Origin of the sequence: Pseudomonas sp. TCU-HL1 (genome assembly GCF_001708505.1) — a bacterium.
Lineage (GTDB): Bacteria > Pseudomonadota > Gammaproteobacteria > Pseudomonadales > Pseudomonadaceae > Metapseudomonas.
In genome coordinates, this window is sequence record NZ_CP015992.1 from 4,069,477 (window position 1) to 4,088,385 (window position 18,909).

Consider the following 18,909-nt stretch of genomic DNA (forward strand, 5'->3'; position numbering starts at 1 on the left):
CGCAGATCAATCGGAGCCCCTGATGCCAGCGCTATACATACTGATCCCGGTCGCCATCGGCCTGGTCGGTTTCGCCATCTGGCTGTTCTTCTGGGCCGTGGACAGCGGCCAGTACGACGACCTCGACGGCCCGGCCCACAGCATCCTCTTCGATGACGAGGACCCCAAGCACCAGGCCGGCATCGCCGAAGCCGAAGGCAACAAGGACAAACAGGACGAGCAGGACAAGCCCCGTGGCTGAACTTGCCCCACTGCTGTTCTCTGCATTCATCCTCGGCCTACTCGGCGGCGGCCATTGCCTCGGCATGTGCGGAGGCTTGATGGGCGCCCTGACCCTGGCCATCCCACCCGAGCAACGCAACCGCCGCCTGCGCCTGCTGCTGGCCTACAACCTCGGCCGCATTCTCAGCTACGCACTCGCCGGCCTGCTCATCGGCCTCGCCGGGTGGGCCATCGCCAGCAGCCCGGCCGCCCTGGCCCTGCGCGTAGCCGCCGCCCTGCTGCTGATCTGCATGGGGCTCTACCTGGCCGGCTGGTGGAGCGGCCTGACCCGCATCGAAGCCCTTGGCAAAGGGCTCTGGCGCCACATCCAGCCGGCAGCGCGCAAGTTGCTACCGGTATCCACCCTGCCTCGCGCCCTGCTGCTGGGCGGGTTGTGGGGTTGGCTGCCCTGCGGCCTGGTCTACAGCACCCTGCTCTGGTCCGCCAGCCAGGGATCGGCCACCGACAGCGCCCTGCTGATGCTGGCCTTTGGCGTAGGCACCCTGCCGGTGCTGGTCGCCACAGGGCTGGCTGCAGAACGGCTGACTGCCCTGCTGCGCAGGCGAGGGGTGCGCATTGCCGGCGGCCTGCTGGTCATTCTCTTCGGCCTCTGGACCCTGCCCGGCCCGCACCAGGCCTGGCTGATGGGCCACGGCGGACATGGCGGCAGCGCCACCAGCAGCGAGCACCAGCACAGCCCCTGACCGGCTTGATGCAAATCAAGACCGCCCTGCTGGCCCCCGCCTAGACTCGCTGCCACTGACAGCCGAACCGGGAAACGCCCGCATGCTCGACAACATTCGCTGGGACGTGGGCCTGATCCGCCGCTACGACACTCCAGGCCCACGCTATACCTCCTACCCCACTGCGGTGCAGTTCAATCACCGCGTAAGCTCCTTCGACCTGCTTCACGCGCTGCGCGACAGCCGCAAGGTGCGCCGCCCCTTGTCGCTCTATGTGCATGTGCCGTTCTGCGCGAACATTTGCTACTACTGCGCCTGCAACAAGGTCATCACCAAGGACCGCGGCCGCACCCTCCCCTACCTGGAACGGCTGGAGCGGGAAATTGAACTGATCGCCTGCCACCTCGACCCGCAGCAGAAGGTCGAGCAGTTGCATTTCGGCGGTGGTACCCCGACCTTCCTCAGTCACGACGAACTGCGCCGCCTGATGGGCCACCTGCGCAAGCACTTCAACCTGCTGGATGACGACTCGGGCGACTACGGCATCGAAATCGATCCGCGCGAAGCAGACTGGTCCACCATGGGCCTGCTCCGGGAACTGGGCTTCAACCGGGTCAGCCTCGGCGTGCAGGACCTGGATCCGGCCGTGCAGCGCGCGGTGAACCGCCTGCAAAGCCTCGAAGAGACACGCGCCATCGTCGAAGCGGCGCGCACCCTGCAGTTCCGCTCATTGAACCTGGATCTGATCTACGGTCTGCCGAAACAGACGCCGGAGAGCTTCGCCCGCACAGTGGACGAAGTGATCGCCCTGCAGCCCGACCGACTCTCGGTATTCAACTACGCCCACCTGCCGGAGCGCTTCATGCCGCAACGGCGGATTCGCAGCGAAGACCTTCCCAGCCCCGGGTACAAGCTGGAAATGCTCCAGCGCAGCATCGAGCAGCTGAGCGCGGCCGGTTATCGCTACATCGGCATGGACCACTTCGCCCTACCTGACGATGAACTGGCCATCGCCCAAGAGGATGGTCGTCTGCAGCGCAACTTCCAGGGTTACACCACCCACGGCCATTGCGACCTGATTGGTCTCGGCGTGTCGTCCATCAGCCAGATCGGCGACCTCTACTGCCAGAACGCCGTGCAGCTCAACGAGTACCAGGGCGCCCTGGAGAAGAATCTGCTGGCCACCAACCGAGGCCTGATCTGTGATGAGGAAGACCGCATACGCCGGGCGGTCATCCAGCAATTGATCTGCGCGTTCGAACTGGACTTCGCCCAGATCGAATCACGCTTCAACATCGAATTTCGCGGCTATTTCGCCGAGGTCTGGCCGCAGCTGCAGCAAATGCACCAGGATCGCCTGATCGACCTCAGCGACACCCGTATCGACGTACTGCCTGCCGGACGCCTGCTGGTGCGCTCGCTGTGCATGCTCTTCGACAACTACCTGGCCGGACAGAACCAGCAGCGATTCTCCAGAGTCATCTGACACCCGCTCAGACGGCGAGCAGCTGGTTGAGCTCAACAGCCTGCTCGTCGCTGAGTCCAGCGTCCCGCACCACCTGGCTTGCGTTGGCGCTGCTCAGGGCCCCCTGCAGCGAGGCGAGCTGTTGCCGCACGGCCTCGGCGTCCACCAGCCCACCTTCCTGGCGTGCGACCTGTCGCCGCACTGACTACGCCCCCCGCGAAACCGTGCTGTTCGTATCCATGCGCAACATGAGCCGCTCCTGGCCTGAATTCCGCCCCTCATATCAGCCATATCCGGCAAAACTTGATCAACCGCTCAACAGGCTTTTTCTGGCTGTTGCCTACACCCTGCGTTACCCTTACAAGCATTGTGTGTTTGCCTCGCAAGGAATGGCTCATGTCCGAAATCATCAAGGTGCGCAACGTACCCCAGGCCCACTGCAAGGACTGCAGCCTGGCCGCCCTTTGCCTGCCCCTGTCCCTGAACATGGAGGACATGGATGCGTTAGACGAGATCGTCAAACGCGGTCGTCCACTGAAGAAGGGCGAGCTCCTGTTCCGGCAGGGTGATGCTTTCGGCTCCGTCTTCGCGGTGCGCTCTGGCGCCCTCAAGACCTTCACGGTCACCGACACCGGCGAAGAACAGATCACGGGCTTCCACCTCCCCAGCGAGCTGGTGGGCTTGTCTGGCATGGATACCGAGCTTTATCCGGTTTCCGCCCAGGCCCTGGAAACCACCTCGGTCTGCGAAATTCCCTTTGAGCACCTGGACGAGCTTTCGGTCCAGCTACCGCAGCTGCGCCGCCAGTTGATGCGCGTGATGAGCCGGGAAATCCGCGACGATCAGCAGATGATGCTGCTGCTCTCGAAAAAGACCGCAGACGAACGCATCGCCACATTCCTGGTCAACCTCTCGGCGCGCTTCCGCGCCCGTGGCTTCTCCGCCAACCAGTTCCGCCTGGCCATGTCGCGCAACGAAATCGGCAACTACCTGGGCCTTGCGGTGGAGACGGTTTCCCGCGTGTTCACCCGCTTCCAGCAAGCCAACCTGATCGCCGCCGAAGGCAAGGAAGTGCATATCCTCGACCCCATCGAACTCTGCGCCATGGCCGGCGGGAGCATCGAGAGCTGACCCCTGCGGGCCTGCCAGTTCGGCGGGCCCGCCTGTTCCACCCGCTCCTTCCCTCAGGCCACTGACGATGACCTTCGACGATTTCTCCATCAAATCCCTGATCCGCCCTGTCCCCGACTTTCCCAAGCCCGGCGTGGTCTTCCGCGATATCACGCCCCTGTTCCAGTCGCCCCGCGCCCTGCGCCTGGTGGCCGACAGTTTCATCCAGCGCTACGTCGAAGCCGAGTTCAGCCACATCGGTGCCATGGATGCGCGAGGCTTCCTGATCGGTTCGATCATCGCCTACGAACTCAACAAGCCCCTGGTGCTCTTCCGCAAGCAGGGCAAGCTGCCGGCCGACGTGCTCTCCGAGCCCTACCAGACCGAGTACGGCGAAGACTTCCTCGAAGTTCACAGTGACAGCCTGTGCGATGGCGACAAGGTGCTGATCTTCGATGACCTGATCGCCACCGGCGGCACCTTGTTGGCCGCAGCCCGCCTGGTTCGGCGCATGGGCGCCAGCGTGTACGAAGCCGCCGCCATCATCGACCTGCCGGAACTGGGAGGCTCCGAGCGTCTGGGCGACGCCGGCATCCCCACCTTCGCCCTCACCGCCTTCGCACTCGACGAACGTTGAGGCTAGCGCGGGTCTGCGCCTGCGGACCCGCCCCAACCGAAGCACGGCCCGCCCTCGCGGGTGACATCCCGCCCGGCCCGCGTTACCCCTCTCCCCACTCCTTTCCACGATCTCCCGCCGAAAGTTGGCGTCCAGGCCCTCGCGTCTGCCTACACGATCCTCAATAGTTACATCGACTGATGGCACGGTTGTCGTGCCTGCCGACAACAACAAGTGGACGGCTCCCAGAGCCCGAGAGGATTCCCGCATGACAGCCAGCGCCAGCGCCCCCCTGCCCAAGGCCAACTTCCCCGTTCGCCGCATGGACTTCAGCTTCGCGTCAACCCAGAAGTACTGGTGGAGCGGCGATCCTTTCATGACCCACTTCATGAACAACCTGTCGTCGCTCTTCCCATATGGCGAGAAGTTCTTCGTCGACAGTGTGCGTGCCGTACGCGACCAGGTCAGCGATCCGCAGTTGCAGAAGGATATCAGCGCCTTCATCGGCCAGGAGGCTATGCACTCCAAGGAACACGCCACCTACAACGACTATGCTGCCGAGCACGGCATCGACCTGGAACGCCTGGAGCTGCGCATCAAAGTGCTGCTGGAGTGGGTCACCCGCTTCACCACGAAGAAGCAGCGCCTGGCCGCCACCTGCGCCCTGGAGCACTTCACCGCCACCATGGCCGAGCAATTGCTGCGCCGCGAAGACATCAACACCCAGATGGACGACCCCAAGATGTACACGCTGTGGATGTGGCACGCCATCGAGGAGAACGAGCACAAGGCGGTCTGCTACGACGCCTACAACGCGGTAGGCGGCGGTTACTTCATCCGCACCGCCACCATGTTCCTCACCTCCTTCCTGTTCTTCGGCGTGATCATGACCTTCCAGGTCCACCTGATGCGCAAGGACGGCCAACTGTTCAACTGGCGCAGCTGGGCGCACGGCCTCAAGACCCTGTTCGGCCCGCGCAATGGCTACTTCCCGAAGATGATCAAGCCGTACCTGGACTACTACCGCCCCGGCTTCCACCCCTTCGACCACGAGACCAAGGCACTGGAGAAGCGCTGGAAGGAGCGCCTGGGGTTCAACGGCTGATCAACACCGCTGCTTCACCCGTGTGAGCGAATTCATTCGCGATTGGGCTGCATGCACAAGCAGCCCTCACCCCTCTTCAAAAAACTCCGCGACAAACCCGTCCAGCGTCCCTTTTTGACCGTCCCGCTTCGCAGCCTGGTGCGGCCAGCAGGCCTCTTCCTGCGCCCCCTCGAAACGCGCCGGGCTGCCAGCCGCTCCAGCGCAAACGCAAACGCAAACGCAAACGCAAACGCAACCAGAGGAGTTCATGGCGCCTCCGAGTTCAACACCGATCGTTGATACATCCCGCCCCTACAACGTTTTCGGAATCCGCTGATCGGCCCACCCTGGCCTGTTCACTCACCCTCGGCCCTTCATTCCCGCGGAGGTTCCCGAGATGCAGGATGTCACCCACCCCACCGTCCGCTCGCCGCGCCCTGGCGCTCACCGCCAGGTTCGGCAACTGAAACGAGGGGGCTGACATGAAGCGCTACCACATCACCCTGGGCGCCAGCACCACCGCCGGCGGCAGCGTCATTACCGCCAGTGCTCACGGCAGCATCAACGACAAGGCCATCGCCCTGGAAGGCGACACCGTCGCCTGCCCCGCGTGCGGCAGCATCGGGGTCATCCAGTGCGTCGGCCCACGCCTTGACGAGGAGTGGAACGGCAAGAAGGTCGCCCTCGAAAACGACCTGTGCCTCTGCCAGTGCAGCCCACCGCCCCGATTGATCGCCAACCAGTCATTGCGCTGCCAGGTACTGGGTAGCGGTGGTGGCGGCGCTGCCATGTCGACCTTCACCGCCCCCCGCGCGCAGCCGGCCACTCCGCCTCCGCCACCCCGCCAATCCCTGCGCCAGGATGCCGCCGGGCGCTTCGCCGCGCTGGAAGAGGAGGAAGAAGAGGAAGAAGAGGAAGAACTGGAGCCAGGCCTGACCCTGCGCATCGCCCGTTTCTTCGACGGCACCGGCAACAACCAGGCCAACTCGGCGCTCACCGCACAGTGCCGCCGCGACGACCGCCAGCATTTCGAGGAAAGCGACCTGAGTTCCATCATCGCCTACTGCGCCCGCTACGGTTACCGCGACCCGGACGCGGACGGCTTGTTCCGCACCACGCCCAGTGACAGCTACGGCAATGCGCCGAGCAATGTGGCGTATCTGTCGCAGCTCTACCCGGATAACGCGACCATTCGCCTGGAGCCTGACGCCAAGACTGGCTACGTGCCGGTCTACCTCGAAGGCATCGGCACCACCAGCGGCGGAACGGACTCCCTGCACAGCCAAATTACCGGGCTGGGCGAGACCGGCATCCTGCAGCGGGTGGTAGAGAGCCCGGATACTATCGCCGAACAGATGGGCGCCTTCCTTAAAACCAACCCGGGCACCACGATCCGCCGCCTGGAGTTCGATATCTTCGGCTTCAGCCGTGGCGCGGCGGCGGCCCGGCATTTCGTCAACGAAGTGCTCAAGCCCAACGGCGGCCTGCTGGCCAACACGCTGCGCGCCGGGCAGTTCGGCCTGGCCGCCGGCTTCGACTGGCGGCGCGATGTGCGCATCCACTTCATCGGCCTGTTCGACACCGTGGCCGCCGTCGCCGCCCCCCCTGCGCGGCGACTGGAGCCCGGCCAATGCCGACAACCCCGGCATCAACCTCTACCTGCCGCCCGGCTGCGCGCGCAAGGTGGTGCAGTTGACCGCCCGCGACGAACAGCGCTGGAACTTCGCCCTCAACAGCGTCGCCCCACACCATCAGGAAATCGCCTTGCCCGGCGCCCACTCCGATATCGGCGGCGGCTACCCGCCGCGGATGGAGGAGCACCTGCTGCTCACCGCCCCCCGCGCCGCCACCATAGGTCCCGGCCAGCCGCTGGAGCGCACTTACGCCTGGCAGGAAGCCAATGGCGAAATCGCCCTGCTGCGCCAGCGCGGCCTGCCCGGCGAGGGCGAGCTCAAGGTCAGCGCCTGGTCGCGCCTGAGCGCCAACCCCGGCCACGAGAATGCCGGCATCCAGCAGGCCCTGGTGGGCGTCACCCTGCGCCGCCGGGTGCGCGGCGAACTCTCCCGCATCGCCCTGCGCGCCATGCGTGAGCTGGCAGTGCAGCATGGCGTGCCGTTCCGCCCCATCCTGGATGAAGACCCCCGCTTTACCCTGCCTGCGGACTTGCAGTCCATCGCGGAAAAGCTTCTCGTCTACGCCCGGGGCGCCTTCATCCAACTGAGCATGGACGAATATCGCCACCTCTGGGCGCGCTACATCCACCTCTCCGCCCACTGGACCCCGACCGCCGGCCTGCTGGTCAGCAAGCCCGCCCCCAATCAGCGCCTGGTGTTCAACAACCAGCCGCAAGCGGGGTATCCGCAATGAAGCGTCTGCTGCTCGCCCTCGCCACCCTCCTGGTGGCCGGCTGCGCCAGTGGCTATGGGCAACCCGATCTGCCCTATAAACGCTGGCGCGTCGGTATAGGCGCGCCGCGTTTCATGGAGGTCTGGGTGGAAAGCGTGGATGTCATCGATCGTCGCGGCCTGGCCTACTTCCGTATCCATGGCGGCGTGGTGGCCTACAACGACAAGACGCCCGGTTGGTACAACGGCGGGGGGAAGATGATGCCCGTCAGCAACGTCGACCTGCCGGAAACCCTCTTCGTGCGCTGGCAATCCCTGGTGGAGCCGCAGACCTACCGGTTGCGCATCGATATCCCACAATGGGTGCGCGACGAGATGGTCAAGCCGCAACGGGCGTACTGCCACGGATGGGGGAAATGGATGGACAACCAATACCGCTACGACATCTCCATCGGTATGGCCCCCGGCGGCATCGTCAAGGCCTGGGTCGGCGGCCCCTGCCTGTCGAATCTGGAGATCGGTCGCTACCAGGCCAAGGTCGATCCGCGCGGGCCCTACGAGGGGCAATCCGGCGGGAAGTACTACTACCTGTCAGACGAGGCCAAGGCGTATGTCCAACAGCATGGCGTCCCCTATGACTCCTGGTAACGGCCTGGCCCACCCCCAACCAGCGCCTGGTGTTCAACAACCAGCCGCAAGCGGGATACCCGCAATGAAACGCCTGCTGCTCGCCTTGGCGATCCTCACCCTGGCCGGCTGCGCCGCCGGCCAGGGCCGCACCCGGCTGCCCTACGACTACTGGTATGTCGGGATAGGCGCCCCCCGTTACATGGAAGTCTGGGTGGAAAGCGTGGATGTCATCGACCGCCGGGGGCTGGCGTATTTTCGTATCCGGGGCGGTGTGCCGGCCTACACCAACAAGCCGGTGGGCTGGCACCAGGGAGGTGGGGGGATGAAGCAGGTGCCGGGCGTCGATCTGCCGGAAACCCTCTTCGTGCGCTGGCAATCCCTGGTGGAGCCGCAGACCTATCGGTTGCGCATCGATATCCCGCAGTGGGTGCGCGACGAGATGGTCAAGCCGCAGCGGGCCTTTTGCAGGGCCGATGGCAAGTGGATCGACAACCTCTACCGCTACGACATCTCCATCGGTATGGCCCCCGGCGGCATCGCCAAGGCCTGGGTCGGCGGCCCCTGCCTGTCGGATCTGGAGATCGGTCGCTACCAGGCCAAGGTCGATCCGCGCGGGCCATCGGAGGGAAAAACCAACGGGCAATATGCGTGGCCCTCGCTGGAGCCGGAATCAGCAGCCTATATCAAGGAGCACGGCATTCCCTATGGCTCCTGGTAATGGCATGACGCCCTCACTGGCCCCGACCGCCGGCCCGCTAGCCGCCCCCCTTGCGTCCGTCTGCGTAGACATCAGATACCGCCAAGGAAACCCCAGAGGCGAGCCATTGGAAGAGCGTACGCCCTGTCATTCCTCGAAATACTCCGCAAAGAACCCATCCAGCTCACCCTCGTAGCTGTCCAGCGAATACAGGGTGTCCGCCGCCAACAGGTCCAGCAGGACCAGGCCGTTGAGACTGGAATCCTCTTCGGCGGCAGCCCGCAGGCGACCGGCCATGCCCATGTTGACCAGACGCAAGTTGCGGTAGAGCTCGCGCAGGCCATCCATCTCCCAATCCGCTTCCTGCCCGCGCTGCCGTCGCAGGTGCTGACCCAGCAAATAGGTTCCCAGGGAACGGTAGAGGGTTTCAGCCGACGTACTGAATGGCCAGTGAAACCAGGCCATGGCCCGCAGCATCCGTGTGTGGGGACAACCGCTAGTAGCCCCGAGCAGCCCGAGCAATGAGCCCAGGGCTCGTTGCAGCGTCGTCTGCTGGCGGATTTCCCGGCCACGCCCGTACACGGTGACCAGCACTTCCTCGTAGGACGGTGAATGCGCCAGCACCGCCACCGGGCGCACCAGTGCGCGGGCGAAGGGGCAATCCCGCGCGTCCGCCGTCGTCAGCGGACAGTGGCTGCACTGCTGAAAGTCCAGCCGGGCCCACTCCGGCCCGTTATCCGTACAGCCACCCGACGGCGCCAGTTCCACCTCATGCTCCCAAAGGCGGCCATCAGGAAAACGGAACTCGTAGCGAACCTGTGCTTCAGCCCTTGGCTCCAGTCCCATGGTCTACCCTTGCTGTTCTGTTGAAGGGAAATTCCGGCGCCGCCCTACGCGTTATCGACAAGATTCAGACGCCCGAAATCTGTCATACACTTCGTACAACAAAGTCGTACAAGCGCCAGAATTCAACCCTGACAACCGTTACATTGCGAAAAAAGCGGGCGACATCATGGATAGCAGCCCTTTGGACCTTGCAAGTGCCCTGGTAGAACACATCGAGGTGGGCGTCATCATCCTCGACCAGGAGCTGCGCATCCTTCACTGGAACACCTTCGTCAGCCAGCGCAGCGGCAAGGCACTGGCTCCGGCGCTGCAACAACCTTTGGTCAGCGTCTTTCCGGAAGCCGACACCCCGCGCCTTGAAATGATGGTCGCCAAGGCCCGCGACCAGGGCCTGCATGCCTACACCCACTGGCGCGAAGACCCCTACCTGATCCAGCTCCCCTACGGCGCCGGGGGCCAGGTCACGCCGCTGCGGCTGCAGAGCACCCTGCTCTTCCCCTTCGACTGCGGCACCGTGCGCTGCTTTGGCCTGCTGCTCTACGACACCACCGAGTTCGCCCGTTCCAACGAACAGCTCGCCGCCGCCCTGAACGCCCTGGGCAGCAAGCAACGGGAGCAGGAGCAACTGATCTACAAGTTGGAGAAGGCCAATGCCCAGCTGTTGCAGTCGGAGAAACTCGCCGCCATTGGCCAGTTGGCCGCTGGCGTGGCCCACGAGATCAACAACCCCATCGGCTACGTCTTCTCCAACCTCAAGACCCTCAGCGGCTACGTCAACGACCTGCTGCGCATCGTCGATGCGGTGGACGGCGTCGGCAGCCTGGAGGAGCTGCAGCAGCTCAAACGCAGCCTGGAATACGACTACATCCGCAACGACGTCGAGGCCCTGATCCACGAGTCCGAGGACGGCATCGAGCGGGTGAAGAAAATCATCGCCGCCCTCAAGGACTTCTCCCACATCGAGGAAGAGGAATTCCGCGCCGCCGACCTGCACAAAGGCTTCGACAGCACCCTCAACCTGGTCAACAACGAGCTCAAGTACAAGGCCGAGGTGGTGCGCGAGTATGGCGACCTGCCGCCGGTGGAATGCATCCCCTCGCAGATCAACCAGGTGGTGATGAACCTCATGATCAACGCCGCTCACGCCATTGAAAGCTTCGGCCGCATTACCCTGCGCAGCGGCCACCAGGGCGACTGGGTCTGGCTGGAGGTCGAAGACAACGGCAAGGGCATCGACCCGGCCATCCTCAACCGCATCTACGAACCCTTCTTCACCACCAAGCCCGTGGGCAAGGGCACCGGCCTCGGCCTCGCGCTCTCCTACAACATCGTGCAGAAACACAACGGACGCATCGAAGTCGTCAGCCACCCCGGCCAGGGCACCCGCTTCCGCGTCTGGCTGCCCCGGCACCAGCCCGGCGAGGTGCCGACATGAACGATGCCCAGCGCCGCCCCACCCTGCTGCTGGTGGATGACGAAGAACACATCCTCAACGCCCTGCGGCGCGTCCTTCGGGGCGAGCCCTACGACGTGCTGACGGCCAGCAGCGGCAACGAAGCCCTTGCACTGCTGGCCGCCAGCGACGTTGACCTGGTGGTCTCCGACGCGCGCATGCCCGGTCTCGACGGCCCCAGCCTGCTGGCCGAAGTGCAGCGGCGCTGGCCGGAGGCCCTGCGCATCCTGCTCACCGGCGCCACCGATCTCGACACCAGCATCCGTGCCATCAACCAGGGGCAGATTTACCGTTACCTCGGCAAACCCTGGAACGATGACGAGCTGCGCTTCACCCTGCGCCAGGCCCTGGCCCACCAACACGCCGAACGCGAGCACCAGCGCCTGGAGCGACTCACCCTGGAACAGAACCGGCGCCTGCAGGAGCTCAACGCCAGCCTGGAACAACGGGTACTCGACCGCACCGCCGAACTGCAGCAAACCGCCGACATGCTCGATCTGGCCTATGAGGAGCTGCGCCACAGCTACGTAACCGCCACCGAAGTCTTCTCATCCCTGCTCGCCCAGCGCCTGCCCGGGGACAAGCAGGGTAACGCCCAGGTCATTGCCCTGGTTCGCGCCTTTGCCGTCGAACACCAGCTGCCGGAAACGGACCGCCGCGACCTCGCCATGGCCGCGGCGCTCTACAATCTCGGCAAACTCACCTGGGACGACCACCTGCTCAACCGTCCCAGCGACCTGCTGCACCGCGAAGAGCGCGAACGCTACTGCCGCTACCCGGCGCAAGGCGAAAGCCTGCTGATGGCGCTGGAACCGCTGCACGATGCCGGACGGCTGATCCGCCATCACCAGGAACGCTGGAACGGCACCGGCTTCCCCGACCATCTCCACGGAGAAGAAATCCCCTTTGGCGCCCGGCTGCTCAAACTGGCGGTGGACTTCGTCGAGCTGCAATGCGGCCTGATCCTGCAACGCCCCCTGCCACGCGAAGACGCCCTGCAGTTTCTCGCCCGATACGCCGGACGCCTCTACGACCCGGAACTCTGCCAGCAATTCATCGACCTCTGCACCCGGCACGCCCCGGACCTGCTGGAGGCCGACCCCAGCATCCTGGCGGTCGATACCCGGCGCCTGGAGCCCGGCATGATCCTGGCGCGCAACCTCCAGGCCGATAGCGGCATGCTCCTGCTCAATGCCGGCAAGCAACTCAGCCGCGCCCTGATCGACAAGCTCACCGCCTTTGAGACCAGCGAAGGTGCGCGCTACACCCTTCACGTTCGCCAACCCGCAGCAGGGACGGACCTGGCCAAGGAGCAGCCCCGATGATCAAGATCCAGTTGGTCGACGACGACCCCCACATCCTCAGTGCCCTGCAACGCCTGCTGCGGCCACAGGGTTGGGCCCTACACCTGTTCGACACCCCCGAGGCGGCGCTGGCGGCCCTGGCCGAGCACCGGTACGCCGCCATCGTCTGCGACCTCAACATGCCGCAGCTGAACGGTCTGACCTACCTGCAGTTCGCTCGCCAGCGCCAGCCCGATGCCCTGCGCATGTTGCTCAGCGCCCACGGCGACCGCGCCACGCTGATGCAGGCGATCAACCGCGCCGAGGTCTATCGCTTCCTGTCCAAACCCTGGGAGAACTTCGAGATCGAAAGCGCCCTGCAGGCCGCCGTCGACCTCTTCCAGCTACGCGACGAGAACCGCCGCCTGCTGGAACAGGTACGCGGCCAGCAGGACACCCTCGACCGCCAGCGCCGCGAACTGCTGCGCCTGGAGACCAAGCACCCGGGGCTGACCCGCGTACGCCGCGACACCGACGGCGCGGTGTTGCTGGAAGGCTATGACGTGGATGACTGACTCCTCGTATTCGGGACTCCCCCAGCCATCGAGGCGGCGCGAACCCATGGCCACCTACCACCGCCACTTCAGTTTCCAGGCCTTCCTGCACTGCCTGGCGTTCGCCCTGCTGGCCCTCGGGGGCATCAGCCTGATCGCCTTCGCCATTCCGACCAACCCGGCTCGACACGAACTGGTGCTGCTTCCCGACACGGCCCTGCTGACACTGCTCGCCGGTACCGCCCTGCTGTCAGCCACCCACGGGCTGCGCCGGCTGCCGCTGCTGACCGGCCTGGCGCTGATCGTCTTCGCCGGCTACAGCCTAGGGCACAACGTGCTGGCCGGCGGCAGCGACCACGGCCGCTCGTTGATCAGCAGCTACTGGCGGATCCGCAGCGAGTTGGCCATCGTCGGTGGCCTGTTCGGCCTGGCCGTGATCCTGGCAGCGACGCGCCAGGGCGGGCGCTGGCTCAGCCAACTGTGTGGCATCAGCCTGATCGGCCTGGCGCTGATGTCCGAGCTGTCATTGCAGGGAGCCGGCCACAGCCTGCCGCGGTTTGCGTTCTACCCTGAGTCCGGGCACATCGCCAATTTCTTCACCGCCCTGCTCGGCGGCGCCGTGCTCATACTCTGCGCGCTGCCCGACGAGCACCGTCGCCTGCTCGACCGGCGCACCCTGATCACCGGCATGCTCGGCGCCCTGGCCACCTGCGTCGGCGGGTTCCTGCTCAGCCAGAACGAAGTGACCACCCTCAACACCCACAGCCATCAACTGCTGCTGCGCGCCCAATCGTCCATCGAGAACACCCTTACCGTGCGCCTGCAACTGATGCAGCGCATGGCCGAGCGCTGGCAGAACCTGCGCGGCTTGCCGCCGGATGCGCTATGGCAACAGGAAGCCCACAGCTATCTGCGTGACTTCCCCAACATCAACCTCATCGCCCTGCTCGACGCCGACCTGAAGCCCATCCAGCAACTCGGCCGCAATCGCCAGGCGGGCGACTGGCTGGCACGCTTCCTCGCCCAGGCCGAACTGCGCGACTGGCTGCTGGCCGTGCGTCTGGGCCAAGGCGCGCAGATGAGCGCCGCGCAAAGCTTCGCCGCCGAAGACAACAGCACCCTGGTGGCCACGCCCCTGCGGATCGATGGCCGGCCCGCCGCGCTGCTGGTAGCAAGCCTGGACATCGGTGCCACCCTGGATCGCCAGTTGGGGCGGGACCTGGACGGTTTCGTACTGGAAGTCTTCGAAGGGCCCAAACGCATCTATGCTTCCGCGATGGGCAGCGAGGGGCACAGCCTGTTCCCAGTCGGCGTGCAACGCGCCAACCTCGGCCCCGAAGGGCGCTGGACCCTGCGCACCTACCAGGCCCTGCCCCGCAGCGACTACGCCGCGGTCTACCTGCCACCGCTGTTCATGCTCTTCGGCCTGGGCTTCACCTTCCTGCTGATGGTCAGCCAACGCTTTGCGCGCCTGGCCATCGAACGCAGCCAGAACCTGCGTGAAAGCAATCGCGAACTGGAACTGAGCCTGCAGCACCAGGCACGGCTGCAGGTGCAGAACCAGCGGATCATGGACTACTCCATGGACGTGCTCTGCTCCATAGACGAAGCCGAGCGCTTCACCCAGGTCAGCCCGTCCTGCCACAGCGTGCTCGGTTACCGGCCCGAGGAAATGATCGGCCACCCCTACACCGATTTCGTCCTGGCCGAGGACCGTGAGCGAACCCGAGGCGACGTCCAGGCCATCATCCGTGGTGACTCCTGGGATGCCGTGCGCAACCGCTGCCAGCGCAAGGACGGCAGCGTGGTCCACCTGCTCTGGTCGGCCGGTTGGTCGGAAGGCGAACGCACTCTCTTCGCCGTCGCCCACGACATCACCAGCCTGGTCCGCCACGAGGCCTACGCCGAAGACCAACGCGACATTCTCAGCATGATCTCCACCGACCAGCCGCTGCAGGACATCCTCAAGGCCATCTGCCAGATGAGCGAAACCCTGGAGCCCACCGCCCTGTGTTCGGTGCTGCTGGTGGACGGTGACCGCAAACACCTGCACCTCGGGGCCGCACCGAGCCTGCCGGAGGCCTATGGCCAGACGCTGGACGGCCTGCCCATCGGGCCGCTGTCGGGCACCTGCGGCACCGCGGTATTTCGTCGGCAGATGGTGATCAGCGAGGACATCAGCGAAGACCCGCTCTGGCACGAACATCGCGAACAGGCCCTGCGCCACGGCCTGCGGGCGTGCTGGGCGATTCCGCTGATCTCCCACCATGGCGACGTGCTCGGCACCTTCGCCGTACACCTGCGTCACCCCTGCGCACCGGATGACGAGGCCCTGCAGCTGATCGGCACCGCCGGACAACTGGCGGCCATCGCCATCGAACGACAGAACGACCACCTGCGCCTGCAAGTGAGCGAGCAGCGCTACCGCTCACTGTTCACTTTCAACCCCGACCCGGTGTTCTCGTTCGACCCCGAAGGGCGCTTCGTGAGTCTCAACCAGGCCGGTTGCGAGCTGATCGGCTACAGCGCTCCGGAGCTCCCCGGCCAGAGCTTCACCAGCCTGGTACAAGCGGAGGACGTCGAACGACTGCGCCGGCACTTCCGCACCGTGCTCCAAGGCACCGCACAACGCTACGAGTTGCGCTGCCGCAACCGCGCAGGGCAGGTCCTGGAGCTGGACATCACCAACCTGCCCATCGTGGTCGAAGGGCAGATCGTCGGCGTGTTCGGCATTGCCAAGGACATCGGCGAACGCAACCGCATGACACGGACGCTGCAAGAAACCCTGACCCAATCCGAACGCAAGGCCCAGTTGCTGCATGGCCTGAGTGACACCGCGTTGCGTATCGGCGGCATCCTCGATACCCACGCCCTGCTGGACTTCATGTGCGAACAGCTGCGCCAGCTTGTTGGCGCCCACCAGGCGCTGTTCAACCTGGCCGACGATCAGCGTCTCGACGCCTTCTCCCTGTCCACCAAGTACCAAGCCTGGCAGGCCCCGCAGCTACCCGCCGAAGGCCTGGCGCTCTACGCCCGTGCCAGCGCCGGCAACCAACCGTTTTTGCTGACACGCGCCGAGCTGGAGGCCCCGGGCGACTCGGCCACCGGCCAGCTGCCGCTGCAGGGCTGGCTGGCCGTTCCACTGATCGACCATGGCGGGCGCCACCTCGGCCTGATCCAGCTTTCCGACAAATTCGACGGTGACTTCAACCAGGACGACCTCGCCATCGCCCAGCAATTCGCCCGGATGGCCGTGGCCGCCCTGGAAAACATCCGCCTGGTGCAACAGGTGCTCTCCGGCGAGCAGCGCCTGCAGGAACAGCTGGATTTCACCTCGGCCATCACCGACAGCGTCGGCGAAGGCCTGCTGGCCGTGGACCGCCAGGGGCGCCTGACCTTCGTCAACCCGGCCGGCGCCGGGCTGCTCGGACAAAGTGCCGACGCCCTGCTCGGGCAGGCCCTGGCCGACCACCTGCCACTGGACCTCTACAGCGCGCCCGCCACCGGCAGTCGCCATGGCGAAGTCAGCCTGGACGGCGAACGCCATGTCGCCTACGACTGCGCGCCCCTGCTGCATGCCCGGACACTCGGCGGCTGGGTCATCGCGTTCCGCGATATCAGCCGCGCCAAAGAGTCGGAGAAACAACTGCGCATCCTCCAGCGCAGCATCGAGGCCAGCTACAACGGCGCGCTGATCTGCGACGCCACGGCCGACGACCTGCCGATCATCTATGTCAACCCGGCCTTCGAGCGCATCACCGGCTACAGCGCGGGCGAGGCCCTGGGGCGCAATTGCCGCTTCCTCCAGGGCGCCGACCGGGAGCAAGCGGGCATCGCCGAAATCCGCCACTCCCTGGCGGAAAAGCGTGAGGTTCACGTGGTGCTGCGCAACTTCCGCAAGGACGGCACCCCGTTCTGGAACGATCTCTATATTGCCCCGGTACCCAACGAGCACGGCGAAATCACCCACTTCATCGGCGTGCAGAACGACATCTCCGAACAGAAACGGGTGGAGTCCGAACTGGCCTACAACGCCAGCCACGATGTGCTCACCGGCCTGCCCAACCGTTCCCTGCTCGAAGACCGCCTGCGCCAGGGCTGCCAGATCAGCCAGCGCTACCAGCGCAAGCTGGCGGTGATGTTCATCGACCTCGACGGTTTCAAGCCGATCAACGACTCCATGGGCCACGGCATCGGCGACCAGATTCTGGTGGAAGTGGCGCGACGTCTGAGCCAGCAGGTACGCCCCGGCGATACCGTGGCACGCCTGGGCGGGGACGAATTCATCCTGATCCTGCCGGACCTCGCCCGCGAGGAAGATGTGCTGCAAGTGGCTGAACGGGTCATCGACTGCATCGCCCGCCCCTACCCGATCGCCGGCAGCGAACTGCACATCACCGCCAGCCTGGGCATCGCCATGAGCGAAAAGGGCATGCAGCAGCCCATGCAACTGATCCAGCAGGCGGACCTGGCCATGTACAAGGCCAAGCAGCAGGGGCGCAACTGCTACCAGTGGTACACCACCGACCTGGAACAGAAGGTCAGCGAACGGGTGACCCTGCGCAATGAACTGCAGAAGGCCCTGGAAGCCAGCGCCTTCATGCTCTACTACCAACCCCAGATCGACGGCCGGAACGGCCGGGTCACTGGCTACGAAGCGCTGCTGCGCTGGCAGCATCCCCTGCTGGGGTTCATCTCCCCGTCGCAGTTCGTGCCGGTGGCCGAAGACACCGGGCAGATCATCCCGCTCAGCGAATGGGTGCTGGCCACCGCCTGCCGTGACTGCCGTGAACTGCTCGACCGGGGCATGGGCAGCACCGTGGTCGCGGTGAACATCTCGGCGGTGCACTTCCAGCGCAACATCTTCGTCGACAGCGTGCGCCGCGTTCTCGAAGAAACGCGCCTACCGGCCGAAATGCTGGAACTGGAAATCACCGAGACCGTGCTGCTGGACAACGCCGAACGCGCGATTGCCACCCTGCAGGCGCTCAAGGCCCTGGGCGTGCGCCTGTCCATCGACGACTTCGGCACCGGCTTCTCCAGCCTCAACTACCTCAAGCGCCTGCCTATCGACAAAGTGAAGATCGACCGCGCCTTCGTGCAAGAGATCATCAGCGACCACCACGACGCGGCCATCACCCAAGGCATCATTTCCATGGCCCACCACCTGCGCCTGCGGGTGATCGCCGAAGGGGTGGAGACCGAACCCCAGTTCGCCTTCCTGAAGAAAAGCCACTGCGACGAGTTCCAGGGCTACTACTTCGCCCGCCCCATGCCTTTCAAGCAGCTGGAGCAGTTCCTCCACGAGCACCACAAGAGCCCGGCGGCCTACCTGGAAACCCGCTCAGGCACCAGCAACACCCAGACCCTGCTGCTGCTCGACGACGAAGAAAACATCCTGCGCGCCCTGACCCGCGTATTGCGCCGCGACGGCTACCAGATCCTTACCGCCTCCCGCGCACAGGACGCATTTGCCCAACTGGCCAAGCACGACATCCAGGTGATCCTCTCCGACCAGCGCATGCCGGAAATGAACGGCACCGAGTTCCTCAGCCGGGTCAAGGACCTCTACCCCGACACCATCCGCATCGTGCTCTCCGGCTACACCGACCTGAAGTCCGTCACTGACGCCATCAACCAGGGCGCCATCTACAAGTTCCTCACCAAACCCTGGGACGACGAGCAGCTCCGTGCGGTCATCGCGCAGGCCTTCCTCCACCACAGCCTGGCCAAGGCCAAGGAAGAGAACGCGACGGTGGAAGAGGATGAGGAATGAAGCAAGAGGCCCTGTGGGAGCGAATTCATTCGCGAAGCAGGCCGCAGGCCTGCCCTGCGGGCCCCCATAGAGACGCTACACATCCATTCGCGAATGAATTCGCTCC

General features: G+C 65.1%; 16 protein-coding genes. 14 read left to right on the plus strand and 2 right to left on the minus strand.

From position 1 onward, the window contains the following. Positions 1–22: 22 nt before the first annotated feature. From ccoS to hemN, 3 genes are all read left to right on the plus strand, one after another. On the plus strand, positions 23–241 hold the full coding sequence (ccoS, locus tag THL1_RS18865; protein WP_069084650.1) for a cbb3-type cytochrome oxidase assembly protein CcoS: 219 nt from the start codon (positions 23–25) through the stop codon (positions 239–241). Continuing rightward, positions 234–965 (plus strand): sulfite exporter TauE/SafE family protein, encoded by a 732-nt coding sequence (locus tag THL1_RS18870; RefSeq protein ID WP_069084651.1) that lies wholly within the window; start codon positions 234–236, stop codon positions 963–965. The genes ccoS and THL1_RS18870 overlap by 8 nt, the downstream gene beginning before the upstream one ends. A gap of 82 nt (positions 966–1,047) precedes the next feature. Then, the gene (gene hemN, locus THL1_RS18875; protein WP_069084652.1) at positions 1,048–2,430 is read left to right on the plus strand and encodes an oxygen-independent coproporphyrinogen III oxidase; all 1,383 of its coding nucleotides are present in this window, start codon (positions 1,048–1,050) and stop codon (positions 2,428–2,430) included. A gap of 7 nt (positions 2,431–2,437) precedes the next feature. Here the strand turns inward: hemN and THL1_RS30180 are convergent, their stop codons facing one another. Next, positions 2,438–2,611: a hypothetical protein gene (locus THL1_RS30180; protein ID WP_161490981.1), complete on the minus strand. Its 174-nt coding sequence runs from the start codon at positions 2,609–2,611 to the stop codon at positions 2,438–2,440. 194 nt (positions 2,612–2,805) lie between these two features. Between THL1_RS30180 and fnr the strand changes: the two genes are divergently transcribed. The 7 genes from fnr to THL1_RS18910 all read left to right on the plus strand — a co-directional run bounded on the left by fnr (position 2,806) and on the right by THL1_RS18910 (position 8,912). Beyond that, positions 2,806–3,540, plus strand: coding sequence for a fumarate/nitrate reduction transcriptional regulator Fnr (fnr, locus tag THL1_RS18880; RefSeq protein ID WP_069084653.1), 735 nt, complete (start codon positions 2,806–2,808; stop codon positions 3,538–3,540). 67 nt (positions 3,541–3,607) lie between these two features. Then, a complete protein-coding gene (locus tag THL1_RS18885) occupies positions 3,608–4,156 on the plus strand; it encodes an adenine phosphoribosyltransferase (RefSeq protein ID WP_069084654.1) in 549 nt (182 codons plus the stop codon). Positions 4,157–4,403: 247 nt separating this feature from the next. After that, positions 4,404–5,240 carry a metal-dependent hydrolase gene (locus THL1_RS18890; protein WP_069084655.1) on the plus strand — a complete coding sequence of 279 codons (837 nt, stop codon included), beginning with the start codon at positions 4,404–4,406 and terminating at the stop codon, positions 5,238–5,240. A 461-nt stretch (positions 5,241–5,701) separates the two neighbouring features. Beyond that, positions 5,702–7,309, plus strand: a complete 1,608-nt coding sequence (locus tag THL1_RS29805; protein ID WP_149917123.1) for a PAAR domain-containing protein — start codon at positions 5,702–5,704, stop codon at positions 7,307–7,309. Further along, positions 7,242–7,586, plus strand: coding sequence for a hypothetical protein (locus tag THL1_RS30045; protein ID WP_149917124.1), 345 nt, complete (start codon positions 7,242–7,244; stop codon positions 7,584–7,586). Before THL1_RS29805 ends, THL1_RS30045 begins: the two co-directional genes overlap by 68 nt. Further along, positions 7,583–8,212: a DUF2931 family protein gene (locus THL1_RS18905; RefSeq protein WP_069084658.1), complete on the plus strand. Its 630-nt coding sequence runs from the start codon at positions 7,583–7,585 to the stop codon at positions 8,210–8,212. The genes THL1_RS30045 and THL1_RS18905 overlap by 4 nt, the downstream gene beginning before the upstream one ends. Before the next feature lie 64 nt (positions 8,213–8,276). Beyond that, positions 8,277–8,912: a DUF2931 family protein gene (locus THL1_RS18910; protein ID WP_069084659.1), complete on the plus strand. Its 636-nt coding sequence runs from the start codon at positions 8,277–8,279 to the stop codon at positions 8,910–8,912. Between the two features lie 126 nt (positions 8,913–9,038). On the opposite strand, the gene THL1_RS18915 is transcribed toward THL1_RS18910, so the two are convergent. Next, positions 9,039–9,737, minus strand: coding sequence for a DUF6901 family protein (locus THL1_RS18915; protein ID WP_069084660.1), 699 nt, complete (start codon positions 9,735–9,737; stop codon positions 9,039–9,041). Positions 9,738–9,903: 166 nt separating this feature from the next. On the opposite strand from THL1_RS18915, the gene THL1_RS18920 reads away from it, so the two are divergent. Genes THL1_RS18920 through THL1_RS31135 form a run of 4 tightly spaced genes read left to right on the plus strand, consistent with a single transcriptional unit; the run spans position 9,904 to position 18,803 of the window. Further along, positions 9,904–11,172 (plus strand): ATP-binding protein, encoded by a 1,269-nt coding sequence (locus tag THL1_RS18920; protein WP_069084661.1) that lies wholly within the window; start codon positions 9,904–9,906, stop codon positions 11,170–11,172. Continuing rightward, entirely contained in the window at positions 11,169–12,515 is a 1,347-nt protein-coding gene (locus THL1_RS18925) for an HD domain-containing phosphohydrolase (RefSeq protein ID WP_069084662.1), read from the plus strand. Before THL1_RS18920 ends, THL1_RS18925 begins: the two co-directional genes overlap by 4 nt. Beyond that, complete coding sequence (locus THL1_RS18930; RefSeq protein WP_069084663.1) at positions 12,512–13,048, plus strand: response regulator; 537 nt, start codon at positions 12,512–12,514, stop codon at positions 13,046–13,048. Before THL1_RS18925 ends, THL1_RS18930 begins: the two co-directional genes overlap by 4 nt. Positions 13,049–13,094: 46 nt before the next feature. Next, positions 13,095–18,803, plus strand: coding sequence for an EAL domain-containing protein (locus THL1_RS31135; RefSeq protein WP_069084664.1), 5,709 nt, complete (start codon positions 13,095–13,097; stop codon positions 18,801–18,803). Positions 18,804–18,909: the final 106 nt, after the last annotated feature.

What these genes read in the sequence shown, in the direction of transcription:
- THL1_RS18920 (WP_069084661.1), top strand. Translation starts at nt 9,904, where the DNA reads ATGGATAGCAGCCCTTTGGACCTTGCAAGTGCCCTGGTAGAACACATC.
- THL1_RS18890 (WP_069084655.1), top strand. Translation starts at nt 4,404, where the DNA reads ATGACAGCCAGCGCCAGCGCCCCCCTGCCCAAGGCCAACTTCCCCGTT.
- THL1_RS18930 (WP_069084663.1), top strand. Translation starts at nt 12,512, where the DNA reads ATGATCAAGATCCAGTTGGTCGACGACGACCCCCACATCCTCAGTGCC.
- fnr (WP_069084653.1), top strand. Translation starts at nt 2,806, where the DNA reads ATGTCCGAAATCATCAAGGTGCGCAACGTACCCCAGGCCCACTGCAAG.
- THL1_RS18915 (WP_069084660.1), bottom strand. Translation starts at nt 9,737, where the DNA reads ATGGGACTGGAGCCAAGGGCTGAAGCACAGGTTCGCTACGAGTTCCGT.
- THL1_RS29805 (WP_149917123.1), top strand. Translation starts at nt 5,702, where the DNA reads ATGAAGCGCTACCACATCACCCTGGGCGCCAGCACCACCGCCGGCGGC.
- THL1_RS18905 (WP_069084658.1), top strand. Translation starts at nt 7,583, where the DNA reads ATGAAGCGTCTGCTGCTCGCCCTCGCCACCCTCCTGGTGGCCGGCTGC.
- hemN (WP_069084652.1), top strand. Translation starts at nt 1,048, where the DNA reads ATGCTCGACAACATTCGCTGGGACGTGGGCCTGATCCGCCGCTACGAC.
- THL1_RS18910 (WP_069084659.1), top strand. Translation starts at nt 8,277, where the DNA reads ATGAAACGCCTGCTGCTCGCCTTGGCGATCCTCACCCTGGCCGGCTGC.
- ccoS (WP_069084650.1), top strand. Translation starts at nt 23, where the DNA reads ATGCCAGCGCTATACATACTGATCCCGGTCGCCATCGGCCTGGTCGGT.
- THL1_RS18925 (WP_069084662.1), top strand. Translation starts at nt 11,169, where the DNA reads ATGAACGATGCCCAGCGCCGCCCCACCCTGCTGCTGGTGGATGACGAA.
- THL1_RS31135 (WP_069084664.1), top strand. Translation starts at nt 13,095, where the DNA reads ATGGCCACCTACCACCGCCACTTCAGTTTCCAGGCCTTCCTGCACTGC.
- THL1_RS18885 (WP_069084654.1), top strand. Translation starts at nt 3,608, where the DNA reads ATGACCTTCGACGATTTCTCCATCAAATCCCTGATCCGCCCTGTCCCC.